The 19776-nt window shown below is 66.9% G+C and carries 14 protein-coding genes; 10 read left to right on the top strand and 4 right to left on the bottom strand.

The genetic code is table 11. The features are described 5' to 3' along the window. Window positions 1–103: 103 nt before the first annotated feature. From V5F77_RS17905 to V5F77_RS17875, 7 genes are read left to right on the top strand one after another with little or no spacing between them, the layout of a single operon-like run. Window positions 104–1363 (top strand): aromatic ring-hydroxylating oxygenase subunit alpha, encoded by a 1260-nt coding sequence (locus V5F77_RS17905; protein ID WP_429006700.1) that lies wholly within the window; start codon window positions 104–106, stop codon window positions 1361–1363. A gap of 3 nt (window positions 1364–1366) precedes the next feature. Beyond that, on the top strand, window positions 1367–2500 hold the full coding sequence (locus V5F77_RS17900; RefSeq protein WP_429006699.1) for a 2Fe-2S iron-sulfur cluster-binding protein: 1134 nt from the start codon (window positions 1367–1369) through the stop codon (window positions 2498–2500). A gap of 2 nt (window positions 2501–2502) precedes the next feature. Then, the gene (locus tag V5F77_RS17895) at window positions 2503–3492 is read left to right on the top strand and encodes a GlxA family transcriptional regulator (RefSeq protein WP_429006698.1); all 990 of its coding nucleotides are present in this window, start codon (window positions 2503–2505) and stop codon (window positions 3490–3492) included. A 40-nt stretch (window positions 3493–3532) separates the two neighbouring features. Further along, on the top strand, window positions 3533–5572 hold the full coding sequence (locus V5F77_RS17890) for an oxidoreductase (protein ID WP_429006697.1): 2040 nt from the start codon (window positions 3533–3535) through the stop codon (window positions 5570–5572). A gap of 3 nt (window positions 5573–5575) precedes the next feature. Beyond that, complete coding sequence (locus tag V5F77_RS17885) at window positions 5576–7510, top strand: DUF3483 domain-containing protein (protein ID WP_429006696.1); 1935 nt, start codon at window positions 5576–5578, stop codon at window positions 7508–7510. Next, on the top strand, window positions 7507–8742 hold the full coding sequence (locus V5F77_RS17880; protein ID WP_429006695.1) for an electron transfer flavoprotein subunit alpha/FixB family protein: 1236 nt from the start codon (window positions 7507–7509) through the stop codon (window positions 8740–8742). The genes V5F77_RS17885 and V5F77_RS17880 overlap by 4 nt, the downstream gene beginning before the upstream one ends. Then, complete coding sequence (locus tag V5F77_RS17875; protein ID WP_429006694.1) at window positions 8739–9500, top strand: electron transfer flavoprotein subunit beta; 762 nt, start codon at window positions 8739–8741, stop codon at window positions 9498–9500. The genes V5F77_RS17880 and V5F77_RS17875 overlap by 4 nt, the downstream gene beginning before the upstream one ends. A gap of 102 nt (window positions 9501–9602) precedes the next feature. On the opposite strand, the gene betA is transcribed toward V5F77_RS17875, so the two are convergent. Beyond that, complete coding sequence (gene betA / locus V5F77_RS17870) at window positions 9603–11279, bottom strand: choline dehydrogenase (RefSeq protein WP_449317022.1); 1677 nt, start codon at window positions 11277–11279, stop codon at window positions 9603–9605. An 11-nt stretch (window positions 11280–11290) separates the two neighbouring features. Then, window positions 11291–13393: a betaine-aldehyde dehydrogenase gene (betB, locus tag V5F77_RS17865; protein ID WP_429006692.1), complete on the bottom strand. Its 2103-nt coding sequence runs from the start codon at window positions 13391–13393 to the stop codon at window positions 11291–11293. Window positions 13394–13711: 318 nt separating this feature from the next. On the opposite strand from betB, the gene V5F77_RS17860 reads away from it, so the two are divergent. The 3 genes from V5F77_RS17860 to choV all read left to right on the top strand — a co-directional run bounded on the left by V5F77_RS17860 (window position 13712) and on the right by choV (window position 16877). Then, window positions 13712–14677, top strand: coding sequence for a choline ABC transporter substrate-binding protein (locus tag V5F77_RS17860; RefSeq protein WP_429006691.1), 966 nt, complete (start codon window positions 13712–13714; stop codon window positions 14675–14677). Window positions 14678–14780: 103 nt separating this feature from the next. Beyond that, window positions 14781–15641 (top strand): choline ABC transporter permease subunit, encoded by an 861-nt coding sequence (choW, locus tag V5F77_RS17855; protein WP_429006690.1) that lies wholly within the window; start codon window positions 14781–14783, stop codon window positions 15639–15641. Window positions 15642–15644: 3 nt separating this feature from the next. Next, complete coding sequence (gene choV / locus V5F77_RS17850; protein WP_429006689.1) at window positions 15645–16877, top strand: choline ABC transporter ATP-binding protein; 1233 nt, start codon at window positions 15645–15647, stop codon at window positions 16875–16877. A gap of 58 nt (window positions 16878–16935) precedes the next feature. On the opposite strand, the gene glyA is transcribed toward choV, so the two are convergent. Both glyA and V5F77_RS17840 read right to left on the bottom strand, forming a co-directional pair. Beyond that, a complete protein-coding gene (gene glyA, locus V5F77_RS17845) occupies window positions 16936–18216 on the bottom strand; it encodes a serine hydroxymethyltransferase (RefSeq protein ID WP_429006688.1) in 1281 nt (426 codons plus the stop codon). A gap of 101 nt (window positions 18217–18317) precedes the next feature. Beyond that, complete coding sequence (locus tag V5F77_RS17840; protein ID WP_429006687.1) at window positions 18318–19667, bottom strand: L-serine ammonia-lyase; 1350 nt, start codon at window positions 19665–19667, stop codon at window positions 18318–18320. Between the last annotated feature and the right edge of the window lie 109 nt (window positions 19668–19776).

The raw sequence follows: 19776 nt of genomic DNA, 5'->3' as shown, positions 1-19776 counted from the left end.
TAATTTATGTCGGGATTGGAAAAGCGAGCGGCGGTTTTAAGTCGAACAATTCCAGGCATCGGCGCGCCGGCATCTGAGCCTTGGGCCGCGCGGGGAGAGCGACATGCTGGACACGACAGACACCGACCTCCAGACCCTGCTGCGCCGCCGCCGGCCGGGCTACAGCCTGGAGGCGCCCTTCTATACCAGCCCCGCCATCTTCGCCGCCGATATGGACATCATCTTCGGCCGCCACTGGATCTATGTGGGTGTTGAACCCGACGTGCCCGAGGCGGGCGATGCCATGGCGGTGGATATCGGCGCCACCTCCATCATCATCGTGCGCAATGACGACGGCGAAGTGCGCGCTTTCCACAATGTGTGCCGCCATCGCGGTGCGCGTCTGCTGCACGACTACAAGACCACGGTGGGCAATCTCGTCTGCCGCTACCATGCCTGGACCTATGATCTCGACGGCAAGCTGCTGTTCGCCGAACATATGGGCAAGGAATTCGACCATGCCTGCCACGGCCTGAAGCCGGTGCATCTGCGCTCCCTGGAAGGGCTGCTGTTCATCTGCCTCGCCGAGCATCCGCCGGAGGATTTCGAGGATATGGCGCAGCGCATGGCGCCATATCTGGCGCCGCATGATCTGCGCAACGCCAAGGTTGCTTTCGAGAGCGAGCTGATCGAGCCCGGCAATTGGAAGCTCACCATGGAGAATAACCGCGAGTGTTATCATTGCGCGGGCAATCATCCGGAATTGACGGTGCCTTTGTTCGCCTACGGCTTCGGTTTTGCGCCTGAAGAGCTGGACGAGATGGGACGGGCCGAGGCGCAGCGCTATGCCGATCTCATCACGCAAAGCCATGGCGCTTGGGAAAGTTGCGGCTTCCCCTCGCAGATGATTGAGCATTTGGACGACCGCGTCACCGGCTATCGCACCGAGCGCCTGCCGCTGGACGGGGCGGGGGAGAGCCACACCGGCGATACCAAGGCCGCCTGCAAGAAATTGCTCGGCGCCATCAATGATCCCAAGCACGGGGCGCTGCATTTCTGGACCCAGCCCAACAGCTGGCATCATTTCATGAGCGACCATGTGGTGACCTTCTCGGCCATTCCGCTGGATGCCGGGCGCACGCTCGTGCGTACCAAATGGCTGGTACACAAGGATGCGGTGGAAGGCGTCGATTACGATATCGCCAACCTCACCGCCGTGTGGGAGGCGACCAACGCCCAGGACAGCGAATTGGTGGGCTTCTGCCAGCAGGGCGCGCAAAGCCCGGCCTATGAGCCCGGCCCCTATTCGCCCCACACCGAAATGCTGGTGGAGAAATTCTGCAATTGGTACGTGGGCCGCATGCGCGCCCATGGCGCGCGCTGAGCGATGGACGCACAAGCCCTCCGCCCCGACCCGCTGCTGGCGACCCTCGCGGGCGAACGCCCGCTCTGGGATTGCGAGCGCGACGACGCCTTGATCGTGCGGCAGGTCCGCGCCGAGACGGGGGATGTGAAAACCTTCGTCCTCGCCCCGGCAACGCCCGCCCGTTTCGCCTATGAGCCGGGCCAGTTCATCACCCTCGATCTCGACATCGCGGGGGAGCGGCTCAACCGCTGCTATACGCTCTCCTCCACGCCCACCCGGCCGGATACGGTTTCGATTACTGTAAAGCGGGTGCCGGGCGGGCCGGTCTCCAACTATTTGCACGACCATGTGCGCGAAGGCAGCGTGTTGCGCGCGGTCGGGCCCATGGGGGATTTCACCTGCGCGCGGCACCGTGCGGAGAAATATCTGTTCCTCTCGGGCGGCAGCGGCATCACCCCGCTCATGTCCATGGCGCGCGCCCATCATGATCTCGCGAGCGGCGCGGACATCGTGTTCATGCACAGCGCCCGCACGCCCGACGACATCATCTTCCGCGCCGAATTGGAGCTGATGGCGCGGAACCTGCCGGGCTTCCGCTTTGCCGCCATCTGCGAAAAAGAGAGTGAATTCCACCCCTGGCACGGCTTCATGGGGCGCTTGCGCCTGCCGCACCTCGATATCGCCGCGCCCGATTTTCGCGCGCGGGAGATCTTCGTCTGCGGTCCCACGCCTTACATGGCGGCGGTGCGCGAAATGCTTGAGGGGGCGGGCTTCGACATGGCCCGCTATCATGAGGAAAGCTTCGATTTTTCGACCCTCGCGCAGGCCGAGCCGCAGGTTGGGCAAGACGTCCTTGCCGCCGAGGCGCGGATGGAAGCCATGCCGGAGGTGAAGACCTACAGCGTCGAATTCCGCAAATCCGGCCGCACCATCCAATGCCCGCAAGATATGCACGTGCTGGAGGCGGCGCGGCGCGCCGGCCTGCGGCTGCCCTCCTCCTGCACCAAGGGCCTGTGCGGCACCTGCAAGAGCAAGATGGTGGAGGGCACGGTGGAGATGAAGCACGGCGGCGGCATCCGCCAGCGGGAGATCGACGCCGGCATGGTGCTGATCTGCTGTTCCAAGCCCACCAGCGACCTCGTGATCGAGCGGTGAGCATGCACGGCGCCCTCAAATCGATCGCGCCCGAACCGGCGGACGTGCCGATGGCCCGGCTGCGGCGTATCGGCTTTCTCACCCTGCCCAATTATTCCATGATCGCGCTCTCGAACGCGCTCGAAGCCTGCCGCATGGCCAATTATGTCAGCGGTGCCGAAATCTATTCCTGGCATGTGCTGACCGTGGACGGCGCCGTCTGTCCCGCCAGCAATGGCCTGAGCCTCAGCCCCACGGTTCGGCTCGGCGAAGCGGGCGAACTCGACCTATTGATCGTGTGTGGCGGCATCGATGTGCGCCAGGCGGTGGCGCGCGGCACCCGCGATGCGCTGCGCCGCGCGGCGCGCAAGGGCGTGGCGCTCGGGGCGCTGTGCACCGGCACGTTCGCCCTCGCCGAGGCGGGGCTTTTGAACGGCTATCGCTGCGCCATACATTGGGAGAATCTGGCGGCGATCCGCGAGGAATTCCCCGACGTTGCGTTCCAGGAGGATGCCTTCGTCATCGACCGCGACCGCCTCACCTGCACCGGCGGCGTCGCGCCGCTGGAGATGATGCTGGTGATGATCGCCGCAGCCCTCGGCCCGCGCACGGCGGGGGCGGTGGCGGACCAGTTCATCGTGCGGCGCAGCGGCGCGCCGGAGGGGCGCAAGGCCCATCTTTCGCCCGAGGTCGCGGCGCGCCAGCCGGCGCTCGCCAAGGCGGTGGAGCTGATGGCCCGCCACGTGGAAAAGCCCATGTCAGTGGCCGATGTCGCCGCCGCCGTCGCGCTCTCCCAGCGCCAGCTCGAGCGCCTGTTCCAGCATCATCTCGCCCAGTCGCCGGGGGTGTTCTATCTGGGCCTGCGGCTCGGCCGCGCCCGCGAGCTGCTGCGCCTCTCGCCCTTGCCGGTGACCGACGTGGCGTTCGCCTGCGGCTTCCAGTCGGCGGCGCATTTCTCCGTCGCCTACGGGCGGCGCTACGGCCACTCCCCGAAAGCGGAGCGCTCCGCATGATCTTCCTTCCTGCCAGCGCCACGGGCGCCGGAGCCTGCTCATGATCGCGAATGCCGACGCGCTGCTCAAACCCTTGACCATCAAGGGCCTCACCATCCGCAACCGGGTGATGAGCACGTCCCATGCGCCGGGCTATGGCAAGGAGGGCAAGCCGCAGGAGCGCTACCAGCTCTATCACGAGGAAAAGGCCAAGGGCGGCATCGGCCTGACCATGTTCGGCGGCTCCTCCTCGGTGGCGCTCGATAGCCCGGCCGCGCCCTGGAACCAGGTGTCGGTGGCGGACGACAGCGTCATCCCGTTTTTTCAGAGCTTTTCCGACCGCATCCACCGGCATGGCGCGCGGCTGATGATCCAGCTCACCCACATGGGCCGGCGCACCAAATGGGATACCGAGAACTGGTTTCCCACCGTCTCCTCTTCGCCGCGCCGCGAGCCCGCCTCCCGCACCATTCCCAAGGAACTGGAAGCGGAGGAAATCGCCCGCATCGTCAAGGATTTCGGCGCGGCGGTGCGGCGCTGCAAGGAAGGCGGGCTCGACGGCTGCGAGGTGTCCGCCGCCCACGGCCATCTCATCGATCAATTCTGGTCGCCGTCGGTGAACCATCGCACCGACCGCTATGGCGGCAGCCTGGAGAACCGCATGCGCTTCGGCCGCGAGGTGCTGGAAGCCATGCGCCGCGCGGCGGGGGATGATTATGTCATCGGCATCCGCATGTCGGGCGACGAGATGATCGCCGACGGCCTTTCGCATGAGGAGTGCGTGGAGATTGCCGCCACCTATGCCCGCGACGGGCTGGTGGATTTCATCAATGTGCTCGGCGGCCAGGCGCGGGACGACATGGCCCATGCGGTCTCGCTGCCCAATATGTCCTTCCCCGTCGCGCCGTTCCTGCATTTGCCGAGCGCCATCAAGCGCGAGGTGGAGGTGCCGGTGTTCCACGCCCAGCGCGTCACAGACCTTGCCACCGCCGCCCGCGCGGTGGCCGAGGGGCATGTGGACATGGTCGCCATGACCCGCGCCCATATCGCCGATCCCCATCTGGTGAAAAAACTCACCGAGGGGCGGGAGGATGATATCCGCCAGTGCGTCGGCGCCGGGTATTGCATCGACCGCATCTATGTGGGTGGCGATGCCTTGTGCATCCAGAATGCCGCCACCGGCCGCGAAGCCACCATGCCGCACGTCATCCCCAAGGCGGATGTGCGGCGCAAGGTGGTGGTGGTCGGCGCCGGGCCAGGCGGGCTGGAGGCGGCACGGGTGTGCGCCGCGCGCGGCCATCAGGTGGTGCTGTTCGAAAAGAACGGCATGGCCGGCGGGCAGATCAACATCGCCGCGAAAGCCGGCTGGCGCGAGGCGCTCTCGGGCATTCCGCGCTGGCTGTTGGGGCAGGTGGTGAAGCTGGGTGTGGATCTGCGCCTCGGGACCGAGGCGAGCGAACAGGCCATCCTCGGCGAGGCGCCGGATGTGGTCATCATCGCCACCGGCGGCGCGCCGAGCCTCGGCCATGCCAAGGGCGCCGAGCGCGCGCTCTCCACCGCCGATGTGTTGTCCGGCGCGGTGGAAGTATCCGGCTCGGTGCTGCTGTTCGACGAGATGGGTCAGCACAATGCCGCCTCCGCCGCCGAAGTCCTGGCGACGCGGGGCTGCCTCGTGGAATTCGTCACGTCCGACCGCCTCCCGGCGCAGGAAGTGGGCACCACCAACCAGCCGATCCATTATCGCGAACTCTACAAGCTCGGCGTTGTGTTCTCGCCCAACCTTGACCTGATCGAGATCTATCCAGAGGGCAACCGGCTGGTGGCGGCGCTGCGCAACACCTTCACCGATGCGGAGGAGGAGCGGATCGTCGATCATGTCGTGGTCGAATACGGCACCTTGCCGGTGGACGGCGTCTATCGCGCGCTCAAGGCCCGTTCGGTGAATGCCGGGCAGATCGACCTCGACGCCATTGTCGCCGGCACGCCACAGCCGTTCGATCTCGCCAAGGGCTTCGCGCTCTATCGCGTGGGCGATGCGCTGGCGGGGCGGAACATCCATGCCGCCATCTATGACGCCTTGCGCCTCTGCAAGGACATCTGAGCCATGAGCGCCGCCTTTTCCGCCGCCTTCGGCTTGTCCCTGCTCGTGTGGCTGATGGCGGCGGTGGCGCTTGCCGGCATCGCCACGCGCGTCATGCTGTGGCGGCGGGGCAAAGCGGCGCAGGTGGATTGGACGGCCGGCCTCTTGGCCATGCCCCGCCGCTATCTCGTGGACGTGCATCACATCGTCCAGCGGGATGTGTGCGCCGCGCGCATGCACATGATGGTGGCGGGCGGGTTGCTGGCGGGATCGGGGCTGGCGGCGCTCGGGATCGTTCCGGCTTTGGGCGGATCGCGGGCCTATTGGGCGCTCACCGCGCTCGCTTTCGCGCCGATGCTCACCGGCGCCTGCGTGGTCGGCTTGCGCCGTTATCCCAAGCGCCCGCAACGGCTCTCGGGCGGCCGGTTCCAGATTTTGCCGGTGCTTCTGGTGGGATATGCCACCGGCGCCCTGCTGGTGGCAGTGCTCGCGGCGCTGGGCGCCCCCGGCGGCCTTGTGGCGCTCGCTTTCACCGCCGCCGCCGGTCTCGCGCTCGCCTGGCAGACGGCGCGCGGGCCGCTGCGCCATGCCCTGGCCGGCGCGCTGCATCTCGCGGCGCACCCGCGTCCGGCGCGATTTTCCAGAACGCGCGATGTCGCGCTGGCGCCCGTGGATCTAGAGGCGGAGCGGCTCGGCGTGGAGACGCCGGCGGATTTCGCCTGGAACCGGCTTCTGGGCTTTGATGCCTGCGTGCAATGCGGGCGCTGCGAGGCGGCGTGCCCGGCGTTTGCGGCCGGCCAGCCGCTCAATCCCAAGGCGCTGATCCAGGATCTGGTGGGCGCCATGGAAGGCGGCGCGCACCCCTATGCCGGCAGCCCATATCCCCATGCCCGGCCGGTCGCCGGCATCGGCGGGGCGGAGGCGCCCATTCTCGGCGCCGCCGCCATGATCCACCCCGATACGCTCTGGTCCTGCACCACGTGCCGGGCGTGCGTCGAGGAATGCCCGATGATGATCGAGCATGTGGATGCCGTCATAGACCTGCGCCGCCACCAGACCTTGATGCTCGGGGCGGTGCCGGAGAAGGCCGCCGCCGCGCTCGACGATCTGCGCGACACCGACGAGGCGGGCGGACGCGCCCTTTCCGCCCGCGCCGATTTCGCCGCCGGGCTGGACCTGCCGGTGCTGCGCCCCGGCATGGCGGTGGACGTGCTGCTCTGGCTCGGGGAGGGGGCCTATGATCTGCGTTACGGCCGCACCTTGCGGGCGCTGGTGCGGCTGCTGCGGGAAGCGAAGGTCGATTTCGCCATCCTCGGCGCCGCCGAGCGCGATTGCGGCGATCTTGCCCGCCGCCTCGGCGATGAAGCGACCTTCGTGCGGCTCGCGCGGGAGAATGTCGCGACCCTCTCCACGCTGCGCTTCGCGCGCATCCTCACCGCCGATCCCCATGCACTGAACGCCTTGCGCAATGAATATCCCGCCTTCGGTGGCCATTATGAGGTGTGGCACCATACGGCCTTTCTCGACGCGCAGGTGGCGCAGGGGCGGCTGCCGCTGGGCACGCTCGCCGGGCTTGTCGTGACCTATCATGACCCGTGTTATCTCGGCCGCTACAATGGCGAGGTGGACGCGCCGCGCCGCTTGCTGGACGCCCTCGGCCTCACGCGCAGCGAGATGGCGCGCCACGGCACCCGTTCCCTGTGCTGCGGCGGCGGGGGTGGCGCGCCCTTGAGCGATATTGAGGGCGAGCGCCGCATTCCCGACCTGCGCATGGACCAGGCGCGGGAAACCGGCGCCGCCGTGGTGGCTGTGGCCTGCCCCACCTGCACCGCCATGCTGGAAGGGGTGACCGGCGCCCGCCCGGAGGTGCGCGACGTGGCCGAACTGGTGCTCGCCGCCTTCGAGGCCGGGCAGGGCGCGCCCGCGCCCCGGCGCCGCGACTTGGCGCTTCAGCCATGAGCCGCCCGCGCCGCGATCCCCGCGCCGCGCGGGCCGGGCAACGCGTGACCGGGCCACACGGCGCCGGGCCAGCGGTGGGCCATCCGCGCCCGCGCTTCGATCTGTTCGGCACCGCGCCGAACGCCGCCCCCAAAGCCGTGCGGCGCGATCCCCGCGCGCACTGGGCCGCCGCCATGACGCGGGGCGGCGCCCGCCCCCGGTTCGACCTCAGTCTGTTGGCGCAAGGCCTGTTGCCACCGGCGCGCGCGCTCGAAGCTCAGTCGACCGCGCCCGAACCCGCGCCCCAGGCGCCGCAGGTTCGGATCATCGACGATCCCGCCTTCCTGGTCTTGGCGCTGGCCGATGCGCCGGGCGGGCATCTTTCCGCCCAGGATCGCCAAGTGCTCGGTGCCGCGCGCCTGCTGGCCGATGCCGGCGGCGGCGCGGTGCTGCTGCTGGCGTCCCTCATGCCGGAAGATGCCGGCGCGGCCGGTGCCGATCGCGTGGCGGGTCTCTGTGGGGCCGATCCCGACGGCCGTGCCGATGCGCTCGCGGCGGCCATCCTGGCCCTTTCTCCGCGCCATGTGCTGTTCGCCGAGACTCCCACCGGGGGCGATCTCGCCCGGCGGGTGGCGGTGCGGCTGGGCGAGCCCTTGTTCTGCGGCGCCGAGCAAATCAGCGCCAAGAGCGTGGCCCGCCCGGCGCGTGGCGGCACGGTGGAGCGCCATGGCGCACCGCCCCGCCTCATTACCCTCGCCGATGGCGCTGCGGCGCCCCACGGGCGCGTGGCGCATGAGGCGCGGGTGGTGGATGTTCCCAGCTCGGCTCCGCGCGATAGCGCCATTCTCAGCGTGGAGGAGGTGCCAGCCGATCCTGCGAGCGTGGCTTTGGGCGAAGCGGATTTCGTGCTTTCCGCCGGCCATGGCGTGCGCGATTTCGAAGCCTTCCGCGCCCTTGCACGTGCACTTGGGGCAACGCCGGGGGCGAGCCGCATGGTGTGCGATGCCGCCCTGATGCCCCGCGCCGCGCAGGTGGGCGCCTCCGGCACGGTGCTGGAGGCGCGCTGCTATTTCGCCCTCGGCATCGCCGGCGCGCCGCAGCATCTGCAGGGCATCGCCAAATGCGAGCATGTGGTGGCGGTGAATACGGATTTGCACGCCGCCATGATCGCACACGCTGGGCTTGCCATCGTGCAGGATGCCCAAGAGGTCATGCCGGCTTTGCTCAAGGCGTTGCAGGAGATGGAAATTTGAAGGCCCTGGTTCTGCTCTCCCAAGGGCGCCATCCGGTCTCTGGAAAGGCCTGCCTGCTGCGCACGGAAGGCCAGGCCGCGCGCCTTGCCACCACCCTTGATGCGGCCCCCCAAGGCCTTCACGCCGGCCCCGCCCTCGGTGCGGTGCGCGATGCGCTGGGGCGCGGGCTGGTTGGCCTCACGCACCTGATGATGGCGGGCGAATCAGACCCGGTGCCGGCTCTGGCCGAAGCGATCCGAGAGGCCGCCCCCGATTTGGTGCTTGCCGGTCCGCGCGGGCAGGGCGGGGAGGATACCGGGCTCGTGCCCTATGCTTTGGCCCATCTTCTGGGCTGGCCGCTCATACCCGATGCGGTCGCGGTTCTGCCGGGGCCGCAGGCGGGCACTTTGATCGTCGAGCAGGCCTTGCCGAAGGGCGCGCGGCGGCGCGTCACGGTGCGCCTGCCTCTCCTCGTCACGGTGCATCCCGGCGCACCGGCGCCGCTGCCGCTGGCATTCGCGAACGTGCGCCAGGGGGCGATCCTGGTGCGCCCTGCCGCCGGCCCGCCGGCTGTTATCCAGGGCGAGGAACGAGCCTATCGCAAACGGCCGAAGATGGCCGCGCGCGCGGCCGGTGGAACCGCCGCCGAACGGCTCGCCGCCGCGACGGGCAGCGCCACCGCGCGCGGTCGGGTGGTGGTGGATGCGACGCCCGAGGCGGCGGCCGGCGAGATCCTCGCCTTCCTGCGCCAGATCGGCGTGCTGAAGGGTGCGCGCTGAACTTCTCCGGGAATTTCAGAATTCAGCGCGCGAACACGCCAATTTCAGCCGTGTTCGCGCCCGTTCTTCTTCCCTAAGTCAATGTTTCACATGAAACATTTTTCAGCGCTGAGCGGTGCGCCAGGTGTCCGCGGTGTAATAGGGCGCGTTCGAGGCCGCGAGCGCCGGCTTGCCCAGGATGATGTCGGCCGCCTTTTCGCCGATCATGATGGTGGGCGCATTCAGGTTTCCGGTCGTCAGCGAAGGCATGATGGAACTGTCCACCACCCGTAACCCCTCGACGCCAATCACTTTTGTGTCCGGCGTCACCACCGCCATGGGATCGTCCGCCCGCCCCATCTTGCAACTGCAGGAGGGGTGGTAGGCACTCTCCACATGGGCGCGCACGAAGGCGTCGATGTCCTCATCGCTGGTGACGTCGGCGCCGGGCTGTATTTCGCGCCCGCGATAGGCGTCGAATGCCTTCTGGGCAAAGATCTCGCGGGTCAGTCGCACGCAAGCGCGCATCTCCACCATGTCATCCTCATGGCTGAGATAGTTGAACTGGATGCGCGGATGCTCCTTGGGGTCGCGCGATTTCAGCCGCACCCAGCCCCGGCTCTTGGTGCGCATGGGACCCACATGGGCCTGGAAGCCATGTTCACTGGCAAGACCTTTGCCGTCATAGGTCACGGCCAGCGGGATGAAATGATACTGGATGTCGGGATAGCGGATGCCCGCTCGCGAGCGGATGAAGCCGCAGGTTTCAAAGTGATTTGTCGCGCCGAGCCCAGTCTTGGTGAACAGCCATTGCGCCCCCACCAGGGTGCGGGGAATAAGGCCGGTCTTGGAATAGAGCGTGATGGGCTGCGTGCACGCCACCTGGAAGTAAAACTCCAGGTGATCCTGCAAATTTTCCCCCACCCCCGGGCGATCGGCCACCACATCGATGCCAAGGTCAGCAAGTTCCCCCACAGCTCCAATGCCGGAAAGCTTCAGCAGCTTGGGTGAATTGATCGGCCCACTCGAAACGATCACCTCACGCCGCGCCCGCGCCACCTGCTCGGTGCCCCCGCGTTCATAGCGCACCCCCACCGCGCGGCGGCCCTCGAACAGGATCTGCGAGGCTAAGGCATGGGTGACAAGGGCGAGATTGGAACGCTTCAGGGCCGGCTTGAGATAGGCATTGGCGGTGGACCAGCGCACCCCGTTTTTCACCGTCATGTCCATGCGCCCAAAGCCTTCCTGCTGGGCGCCATTGATGTCCGATGTGGCGGGATAGCCCGCCTGCTGGGCGGCCTCCACGAAAACGTTGTAAAGTGGGTTCTCGACCGGTCCGTAACTGGTCGCGAGCTGGCCGGAGGCGCCGCGATATTCATCGCCGCCTTCCTGCCGCCCTTCCGCGCGCTGGAAATAGGGCAGCACGTCGCGATAGCCCCAGCCGTGCGCGCCCTCTTCTTCCCAGCGGTCGAAATCGTGAGGATTGCCGCGCACATAGACCATGCCGTTGACGGAAGACGAGCCGCCGATGACCTTGCCGCGCGGGCACACCAGGCGCCGCCCGCCGAGGCCGGGTTCCGGCTCGGTCTCGAAGCCCCAATTGTATTTCGGCATGTTCATGGGCATGGACAGCGCCGCCGGCATCTGGATCAGCACCGAGCGGTCGGAGCCGCCATATTCCAGCACCAGCACCGTGTTGCGGCCATCGGCGGACAGGCGGTCCGCCAGCACCGCGCCGGCCGAACCCGAGCCGACGATGACATAGTCGAAGTCCTGTGCGGAATCTTGTGAAGAGGGCACGATGCGCTCCATCAATAGGGCGAGGCCACGCGTCCGAGATTGACGTAGACGCTCTTGATCTGGGTGTAGTGCTCCACGGCCGCACGGCTGTTCTCGCGGCCGATGCCGGATTGCTTGTATCCGCCAAACGGCATTTCCACGGGCGTGATATTATATTGGTTGATCCAGCAGGTGCCGGCCTCGATCCGCGCGATCACCCGGTGGGCGCGGGCGAGGTCGCGGGTGAAGACGCCGGCGGCGAGGCCGAAGACGGTGTCGTTGGCGCGGGCAATCACCTCGTCCTCGTCGGAGAATTCCAGCACCGACATGACCGGGCCGAAGATTTCGTCGCGCACATTTGGCATGTCGTCGGTGCACCCATCGAAGATGGTGGGGGCTACGAAATAGCCGTTCTTCAACGCGCCGGTCTCAATGCGATGGCCGCCCGTCACCAGCTTGGCGCCGGCGGCTTTCGCCGCCTCGATATGGCCGAGCACTTTCTCCATATGGGCGCGGGAGATGAGGGCGCCCACATGGGTCTTGGGATCCTGCGGATCGCCCACGATCATCTTCTTGGTGCGCGCCGCAAGCTGTTCCAGGAACGCCTTGCGAATGGAGGCGTGCACGAACACCCGCGTGCCGTTGGAGCAGATCTCGCCGCCGGAATAGAAATTCCCCAGCATGGCGGCGGAAACCGCATCCGCGATATTGGCATCTTCGAAGACGATCAGCGGGGATTTTCCGCCGAGCTCCAAGGTGACTTGCTTCAGCGTGCCGGCGGCGTCCGCCATCACCTTCTTGCCGGTGCCGGCTTCCCCGGTAAGGGAGACCTTGGCGATGCCGGGGTGGCGGGTCAGCAGGCGCCCGGTATCGGCGAAGCCCTGCACCACGTTGAACACGCCGTCGGGGACGCCGGCCTCGGTCATGATTTCCGCCAGCTTCACGGCGGTGAGGGGGGTCAGTTCCGCCGGCTTGAAGATCATGGCATTGCCGCAGGCGAGCGCGGGCGCGGCCTTCCAGCAGGCGATCTGAAGCGGGTAATTCCAGGCCCCGATGCCAGCCACCACGCCGAGGGGCTCACGGCGGGTATAGCCGAAAGCCTCGGGGCCGAGGTCGAGATGGTCCCCGGTGATGGTCGGGGCGACGCCGGCGAAATATTCCAGGCAATCGGCGCCGGAGAGAATGTCGACAACGCTGGTTTCCTGGATCGGCTTGCCGGTGTCCAGGGTCTCCAGATGGGCCAGCTCGTCGTTGCGGGCGCGCAGGATATCGGCGACGCGGCGCAGGATGCGGCCGCGCTCGGTGCCGGTCATGGCGCCCCACACCTTCTGCCCCGCGTGGGCGGCGGAGACCGCGCGCTCGATCTCGGCGGGGCCGGCGATCTCGATCTCGGCGAGGATCTCGCCGGTGGCGGGGTTTTCGGTGGTGAAGGTGGTCTTGTCGCGCGTGCCCACGGGGCCGCCGCCGATCTGGTTGCGGATGGGGGCAGGGGTGCCGGTCATGGCTTTGGTCTCGGGGGGAACGACGCTCAAGGCGGGGGCTGCGGCGAGCTGAGAATCGGCAAATGCGGTGGCGATGGCGCGTGCGGCGGCGCTATCGGGCTCGCCGTTGCTGGCAAGGGTCGCACGCAGCCACAGGCCGTCGATCACGGCGGCGATGGAGACCGCAATGCGCTGTGCATCGCTGGCGGGCACAAGCTTTTTGAGGGCGTGCACGAGGTCGGAGATCATGCGGCGCTGATAGACGTTCTGCACCCGCGCGAAGCGCTTCTCATGGATTACCTGACCCCAGAAGGCGAGCCAGACCGAGGAGGTGCGGCGGTCGAATTCGGCCGGGGCAAGATTGGCCTCGATCACGGCCTGAACCCGCTCGCGCGGGGTGCGGGCAGCGGCGAGGCGGCTTGCGGTGCCGCTGGCGAGACGCCGGGCGAGGTGGCGCAAGGTGGCTTCCAGCAGGCCGTTCTTGTCACCGAAATAATGCGCCACGAGGCCGGGGGAGACGTTCGCCCGCCGCGCGATCTGCACCAGCGTTGTAGCGACAAAGCCGATATCGGCGAGGCAGGTGATGGTGGCGTCGATCAATTGCTGGCGCCGCGCATCCTCTGCTTCGAACCGGGCGTGCGCTGCCTCTGCCATGCTGGCCTCCACCTGTGACTTGTTGCCTGATTATACGTTCAATCAATCATATGCCCAGCGCAAATGTGAGGCATGGGCGTCATTCCGCGGCTTCATCAGTCATCGTGCACTGCACCATGTATTGCCTATCTTTGGTGCGTTGAACGCGCAAATAATGGGCGTGACAAATCGCGGCTTCATGTGTTGAATGGTCATTCAATGGAGCCCTTCCAAAGGGGCCCTTGAAACAAGACGGCCCGGCAAAGCGGCCGCCACCTTCTTTCGGAGTGAGGGGCCGCGCGCATGGCCGGCCCTGGGCCTTTTCGCAGGGGAAAAGACATGACTGGCTTTCGCGTGTTCAAGACATTGACCGCAGCGCTCGCCTTGGGCGTGGCGCTGTTCGCCTTCGGCGGTGCGCCTGCGCAGGCAGCCGATGCACCCTCTTGCAAGACGGTGCGCTTCGCCGATGTGGGCTGGACCGACATCGCCGCCACCACCGCCATCACCTCCACCATCCTGAAGGGTCTCGGCTACACCCCGAAGGTGCAGGTGCTCGCGGTGCCGGTGACCTATACGTCGATGAAGAACAAGGACATCGATGTCTTCCTCGGCAATTGGATGCCGACCATGGAAGCGGACCGCAAGCCCTATGTGGACGACAAATCGGTCGAGGTGCTGAACGCCAATCTGGAAGGCGCCAAATACACCCTCGCCGTGCCGACCTATCTCTATGACGCCGGCCTGAAGACCTTCGCCGATATCCCGAAGTTCAAGGACAAGCTGAAGGGCAAGATCTACGGCATCGAGCCGGGCAACGACGGCAACCGCCTGATTATCGGCATGATCAAGGACGACAAATTCGGCCTCGGCAAGTTCGAGATCGTCGAATCCAGCGAGCAGGGTATGCTTTCGCAAGTGGAGCGCGCCACCAAGCGCAAGGAGCCCATCGTCTTCCTCGGCTGGGAGCCCCATCCGATGAACACCAAATTCTCCATCAAATATCTGGCCGGCGGCGACGATGTGTTCGGCCCGGATCTGGGCGGTGCCACCATCTACACCAATGTGCGGGCCGGTTGGACCGGCGAATGCCCAAATGCCGGCACGCTCATCAAGAACCTCACCTTCTCCCTGCCGCTGGAGAACGTGGTGATGGGCTACATTCTGTTTGACGGGATGGAGGCCGACAAGGCCGCCGCGAAGTGGCTGAAGGCCAATCCGAAGGTGTGGGAGCCGTGGCTGAAGGGCGTCACCACCATCGATGGCAAGCCGGGCCTGGAAGCCGTCAAGGCATCGCTGAAGATCTGAGCACGAGCCGTGGCATGCGTGCCGCGGCTTTCGTTCGCGGTGCGCCTGTTGTCCGCATGCAGCGATCGTCGTCATCATGGCACACGAGGGCGGGGATTGGCCCATGTACGACTGGCTTACCGAACATAAAATTCCGCTTGGCCAATGGCTCAAGGCGGTGGTCGATTTCCTCAGCACCCATGCGCAGGCGGTGTTCGACCTGATCTCGCTGGTGCTCGGCGCGATGATCGGCGGGCTCACGGACATTCTCCTGTTCGTGCCCCCTTTGGTGCTGATCGCGCTCTGCGCCCTCGGCGCCTATCTCGTGCACCGCTCCATCGGGCTTTCGGTGTTCATCCTGGCGGCGCTGCTGCTGGTGGCCAATCTCGGCTATTGGGACGCCACGGTGGAGACGCTTTCGCTGGTGCTCTGCGCGACCTTGGTGTGCGTCATCATCGGCGTGCCGGTGGGGATTGCGGCGGCGCATCGCCCGTGGCTCTACACCGCCATTCGGCCGATCCTCGATCTGATGCAGACGATCCCCACTTTCGTCTATCTCATCCCGACCCTGGTTCTGTTCGGCCTCGGCGTGGTGCCGGGCCTCATCTCCACCGTGATTTTCGCGCTCCCCGCGCCGATCCGCCTGACCCATCTCGGCATCTCCTCCGTGCCGCCGGCCCTGGTGGAGGCGGGGGAAGCCTTCGGCGCCACCAAGCGTCAATTGCTGTTCAAGGTGGAATTGCCGTATGCGCTGCCCACCATCATGGCCGGCATTACCCAATGCATCATGCTCAGCCTCTCCATGGTGGTGATCGCCGCCTTGGTGGGGTCCGACGGGCTCGGCAAGCCGGTGGTGCGGGCGCTCAATACGGTGAACGTCGCCATGGGGTTTGAATCCGGCATTGCGATCGTCATCCTCGCCATCGTGCTCGACCGGGTGTGCAAGCGTCCCGAGCACCGGGCGCGCCGTTCCAGGAAGGCTTGAGCCATGACCGCGCATCCCGTCAGCCTTTCGGCGCCGGAACTCGACCCGGCGCCCGCCTCCACCTCGGTGGAGTTCCGCAATGTGGACATCGTGTTCGGCCGCCAGCGCCAGCGCGCCCTTGAGATGATCGACGCCGGCGCCACCCGCGACACCATTCTGGAGGCGACCGGCTGCGTGCTTGGCGCGGCCGGCGTCAATCTCAAGATCGGCCGCGGGGAAATCTGCGTGCTGATGGGGCTGTCGGGCTCGGGCAAGAGCACCATCCTGCGCGCCGTCAACCGCCTCAACAAGGTGGCGCGGGGCGAAGTGTTCGTGCGCCATGACGGTACGCTCGTGGATGTCGCCCGCTGCGACGACCGCATGCTGCGGGAAATCCGCATGCACACCGTATCCATGGTGTTCCAGCAGTTCGGCCTTCTGCCCTGGCGCACGGTGCGCGAGAATGTGGGCTTCGGCCTGGAACTACGCGGCACGCCGCTCGCCGAGCGCAATCGCCTCGTGGACGAGAAGCTCGCCATGGTGGGGCTCTCCATGTGGGCGGACAAATATGCCAATGAATTGTCCGGCGGCATGCAGCAGCGCGTGGGTCTCGCCCGTGCCTTCGCCACCGACGCCGATATTCTGCTCATGGACGAGCCGTTCTCCGCGCTCGATCCGCTGATCCGCGACAAATTGCAGGACGAATTGCTGGATCTGCAAAAGCGTATTCAAAAGACCATCGTCTTCGTCAGCCACGATCTCGACGAAGCGCTGAAGATCGGCAACACCATCGCCATCATGGAAGGCGGGCGCATCGTCCAGGCGGGCACCGCCGAAGACATTCTGCTGCGCCCCGCCAATGATTATGTCGCCGAATTCGTCAAGCACATGAACCCGCTCAACGTGCTGCGCGGCAATGCGGTGATGACGCCGGCGAGCGCGCTCAAGCGCGATGCGGGGGCGATCCTGCTTGGCAAGGAAGGGCAGGTGCGCGTGATGATGGATGGGGAGGGCCGGCCGGTCTCCGTCACCATGAATGGACGCGAGGGCCGGCTTGTTGCGGCGGATCCGGAAAGCGGGGCGGTGGCGCCTTACGCCGATGTGATCGTCGCGCCGGTGGACCTGAAGCTGAAGGCGGCCATCGCGCTCAAATGCCAGACCGACCATCCGATCCTGCTGGTGGACCAACTCGGCCGTCTCGCCGGCCTGTGCGACGACGACGAGATCTATCGCGGCCTGTTGCGGCGGGGGAACTGACGCTCCAGGATGATGACAGGTAAAGGGCGCCGGGATAGCTCTAGGCGCCCTTTTCTTTTCACAGCCCCGGATAGATCGGGAAGCGCGCGCACAGGGCGGCGACTTGGCCCCGCACGCGGCTTTCGGTGAGGCTGTCGCCCTCGTCGCCGCTCTGCGCGAGCCCCTGGAGGACATCGGCGATCATATCGCCCACCTGCTCGAACTCCGCGATGCCGAAGCCGCGCGTAGTGCCTGCCGGGGTGCCGAGGCGGATGCCGGAGGTGACAGCGGGCTTCTGCGGATCGAACGGAATGCCGTTCTTGTTGCAGGTCAGGCCGGCCCGCTCCAGCGCCGCTTCTGCCGCCTTGCCGGTAACGTTGAAGGGTCGCAGGTCCACCAGCACCATATGGCTGTCGGTGCCGCCGGAAACGATGGCCGCGCCGCGTTCGCTGAGCCGCGCCGCGAGTGCTCTTGCATTGGAGACCACCTGGAGCGCGTAGGTGCGGAAATCCTCTTCCAGCGCCTCGCCGAACGCCACCGCCTTCGCGGCGATCACATGCATCAGCGGGCCGCCCTGGAGGCCGGGGAAGACCGCCGAATTCAGCTTCTTCGCCAGCGCCTCGTCATTGGTCAGGATCATGCCGCCGCGCGGGCCACGCAGGGTCTTGTGGGTGGTGGTGGTGACGATATGGGCGTGCGGGAAGGGGGAGGGATAGGCCCCCGTCACGATCAGCCCGGCATAATGGGCGGCATCCACCAGCAGATGGGCCCCCACCATGTCCGCTATGGCGCGGAAGCGGGCGAAATCGATGATGCGGGGATAGGAGGAGCCGCCGGCGATGATCAGCTTGGGGCGATGCTCCAGGGCGAGGCGCTCGACCTCGTCATAATCGATCAGCGCCGTGTCCGGCTTCACGCCATAGCCGATGGCCTTGAACCATTTGCCGGAGAGCGTGGGCGGGGCGCCATGGGTGAGATGGCCGCCGGCGGCCAGCGACATGCCGAGGATGGTGTCGCCGGGCTGGAGCAGGGCCATCATCACCGCCCCGTTGGCCTGCGCGCCCGAATGCGGCTGCACGTTCGCGAACCCGCAGCCGAACAGCGCCTTGGCGCGGTCGATGGCGATTTCCTCCACCACATCCACATGCTCGCAGCCGCCGTAATAGCGCTTGCCGGGCAGGCCTTCGGCATATTTGTTGGTCAGCACCGAGCCCTGGGCGGCGAGCACCGCCTGCGAGACGATGTTCTCCGATGCGATCAGCTCAATCTGATCCTGCTGGCGGGCGAGTTCGGCGCCGATGGCGGCGAATACGGCCGTGTCGGCGAACGGGGCGGCACTTGCTTTCACCTGTATGTTCATGGGTTTTTCCTCTGGATTTGGGCAATGGAAAACCGTTCGGCCAGCGGCTGAGCCGGGCCGTTCTTCAGTGCGGGCGGGCGCCCCTCAGGCGGGGCGGCGCCTCAGCATTCGGGTACGTTCACCGCGAGGCCTCCCTGGGAGGTCTCCTTGTATTTGGACTGCATGTCGGCGCCGGTCTGGCGCATGGTTTCGATCACCTGGTCGAGCGAGACGTGGTGGATGCCGTCGCCCCGCAGCGCCAGCGAGGCGGCGGCGATGGCCTTGTTGGCGCCGAAGGCGTTGCGCTCGATGCAGGGGATCTGCACCAGCCCGCCGATGGGATCGCAGGTCATGCCGAGATGGTGCTCCATGGCGATCTCGGCGGCATTCTCGATCTGCTCCGGGCTCGCGCCCAACACCGCCGCGAGCCCGGCGGCGGCCATGGAGGCGGCGGAGCCCACCTCGCCCTGGCAGCCCACTTCTGCCCCGGAGATGGAGGCGTTGCGCTTGATGAGCGCGCCCACCGCCGCCGCCGTCAGCAGGAAGGCGCGCAGGTGCTCCTGCGTCACGCCGGGGCAGAAATCGCGGGCATAGCGCAGCACCGCCGGCACGATGCCGGCCGCGCCATTGGTTGGCGCCGTCACCACGCGGCCGCCGGCGGCATTCTCCTCGTTCACCGCGATGGCGAACACCGAGACCCAGTCCATGATTTCGTGCGGAGGCCGCTGGTTGCGCAAATGGTCGCCCTCCAGGCTCTCGCGGATCGCTTTCGCCCGGCGCTTCACGCGCAGGCGACCGGGCAGGCTGCCGGAGACGCTCAGGCCCCGGTCGATGCAGGCGAACATCGCCTCGGCGATGGCATCGAGCCCCGCTTCCACCTCGGCGCGGGAGCGGGACGCGCACTCGTTGGCCATCTGCACCTCGGCCATGGCAAGGCCGCTGCGGGCGCAGGCGGTCAGCAGGTCCACTGCGCTGTCGAACGGGTAGGGGACGGGATGCATGTCGGCTGCCAGCGTCTCCCCGTCCTCCACCACGAAGCCGCCGCCGATGGAATAGAACACGCTTTCGTTCAGAAGCGCGCCGTCGGTGTCGAACGCGCGGAAGCGCATGGCGTTGGAATGCAGCGGCAGGAGCGTCTCGAAATCGAAGATCAGATCGGCGTCGGGATCAAACGCGACGCGCTGGCCATCCGCGGTTTCGACGGCCTTCTCGATGGCGAGGCGGGCGATCAGGGCGGGAACATCGTCCGGGTCGAGCGTGGCGGGCACCGCGCCCATGAGGCCGAGGCAGATCGCGCGGTCGGAGGCATGGCCCTTGCCGGTCCAGGCGAGCGAGCCGAACACTTCCGTGCTCACGCGGCGTGCATTCGCCGGCAGCGCGTCGCGAAACCGCCGGGCCGCGACCATGGGCCCGACCGTATGGGACGAGGACGGGCCGATGCCGATCTTGAAGAGGTCGAATACGCTGATCATTGCTTGTCCGCCCTCCCCGGTGGCGTTTCGGCCGGTCTCTCGCCGGCAGGTTCGACCTTGCCCGAACGCGCGTCTTGCATCTCGGCCCGGTACGACTAGCATCTGGAAC

The organism is Roseixanthobacter psychrophilus, assembly GCF_043195195.1.
Lineage (GTDB): Bacteria > Pseudomonadota > Alphaproteobacteria > Rhizobiales > Xanthobacteraceae > NCEH01.
Note: the sequence above shows the minus strand (reverse complement) of the source record. Positions and strands in the feature narration are given on the sequence as shown.

What these genes read in the sequence shown, in the direction of transcription:
- glyA (WP_429006688.1), bottom strand. Translation starts at nt 18,216, where the DNA reads ATGAACATACAGGTGAAAGCAAGTGCCGCCCCGTTCGCCGACACGGCC.
- V5F77_RS17895 (WP_429006698.1), top strand. Translation starts at nt 2,503, where the DNA reads ATGCACGGCGCCCTCAAATCGATCGCGCCCGAACCGGCGGACGTGCCG.
- V5F77_RS17900 (WP_429006699.1), top strand. Translation starts at nt 1,367, where the DNA reads ATGGACGCACAAGCCCTCCGCCCCGACCCGCTGCTGGCGACCCTCGCG.
- V5F77_RS17880 (WP_429006695.1), top strand. Translation starts at nt 7,507, where the DNA reads ATGAGCCGCCCGCGCCGCGATCCCCGCGCCGCGCGGGCCGGGCAACGC.
- V5F77_RS17840 (WP_429006687.1), bottom strand. Translation starts at nt 19,667, where the DNA reads ATGATCAGCGTATTCGACCTCTTCAAGATCGGCATCGGCCCGTCCTCG.
- choV (WP_429006689.1), top strand. Translation starts at nt 15,645, where the DNA reads ATGACCGCGCATCCCGTCAGCCTTTCGGCGCCGGAACTCGACCCGGCG.
- V5F77_RS17860 (WP_429006691.1), top strand. Translation starts at nt 13,712, where the DNA reads ATGACTGGCTTTCGCGTGTTCAAGACATTGACCGCAGCGCTCGCCTTG.
- V5F77_RS17905 (WP_429006700.1), top strand. Translation starts at nt 104, where the DNA reads ATGCTGGACACGACAGACACCGACCTCCAGACCCTGCTGCGCCGCCGC.
- choW (WP_429006690.1), top strand. Translation starts at nt 14,781, where the DNA reads ATGTACGACTGGCTTACCGAACATAAAATTCCGCTTGGCCAATGGCTC.
- V5F77_RS17885 (WP_429006696.1), top strand. Translation starts at nt 5,576, where the DNA reads ATGAGCGCCGCCTTTTCCGCCGCCTTCGGCTTGTCCCTGCTCGTGTGG.
- V5F77_RS17890 (WP_429006697.1), top strand. Translation starts at nt 3,533, where the DNA reads ATGATCGCGAATGCCGACGCGCTGCTCAAACCCTTGACCATCAAGGGC.
- betB (WP_429006692.1), bottom strand. Translation starts at nt 13,393, where the DNA reads ATGGCAGAGGCAGCGCACGCCCGGTTCGAAGCAGAGGATGCGCGGCGC.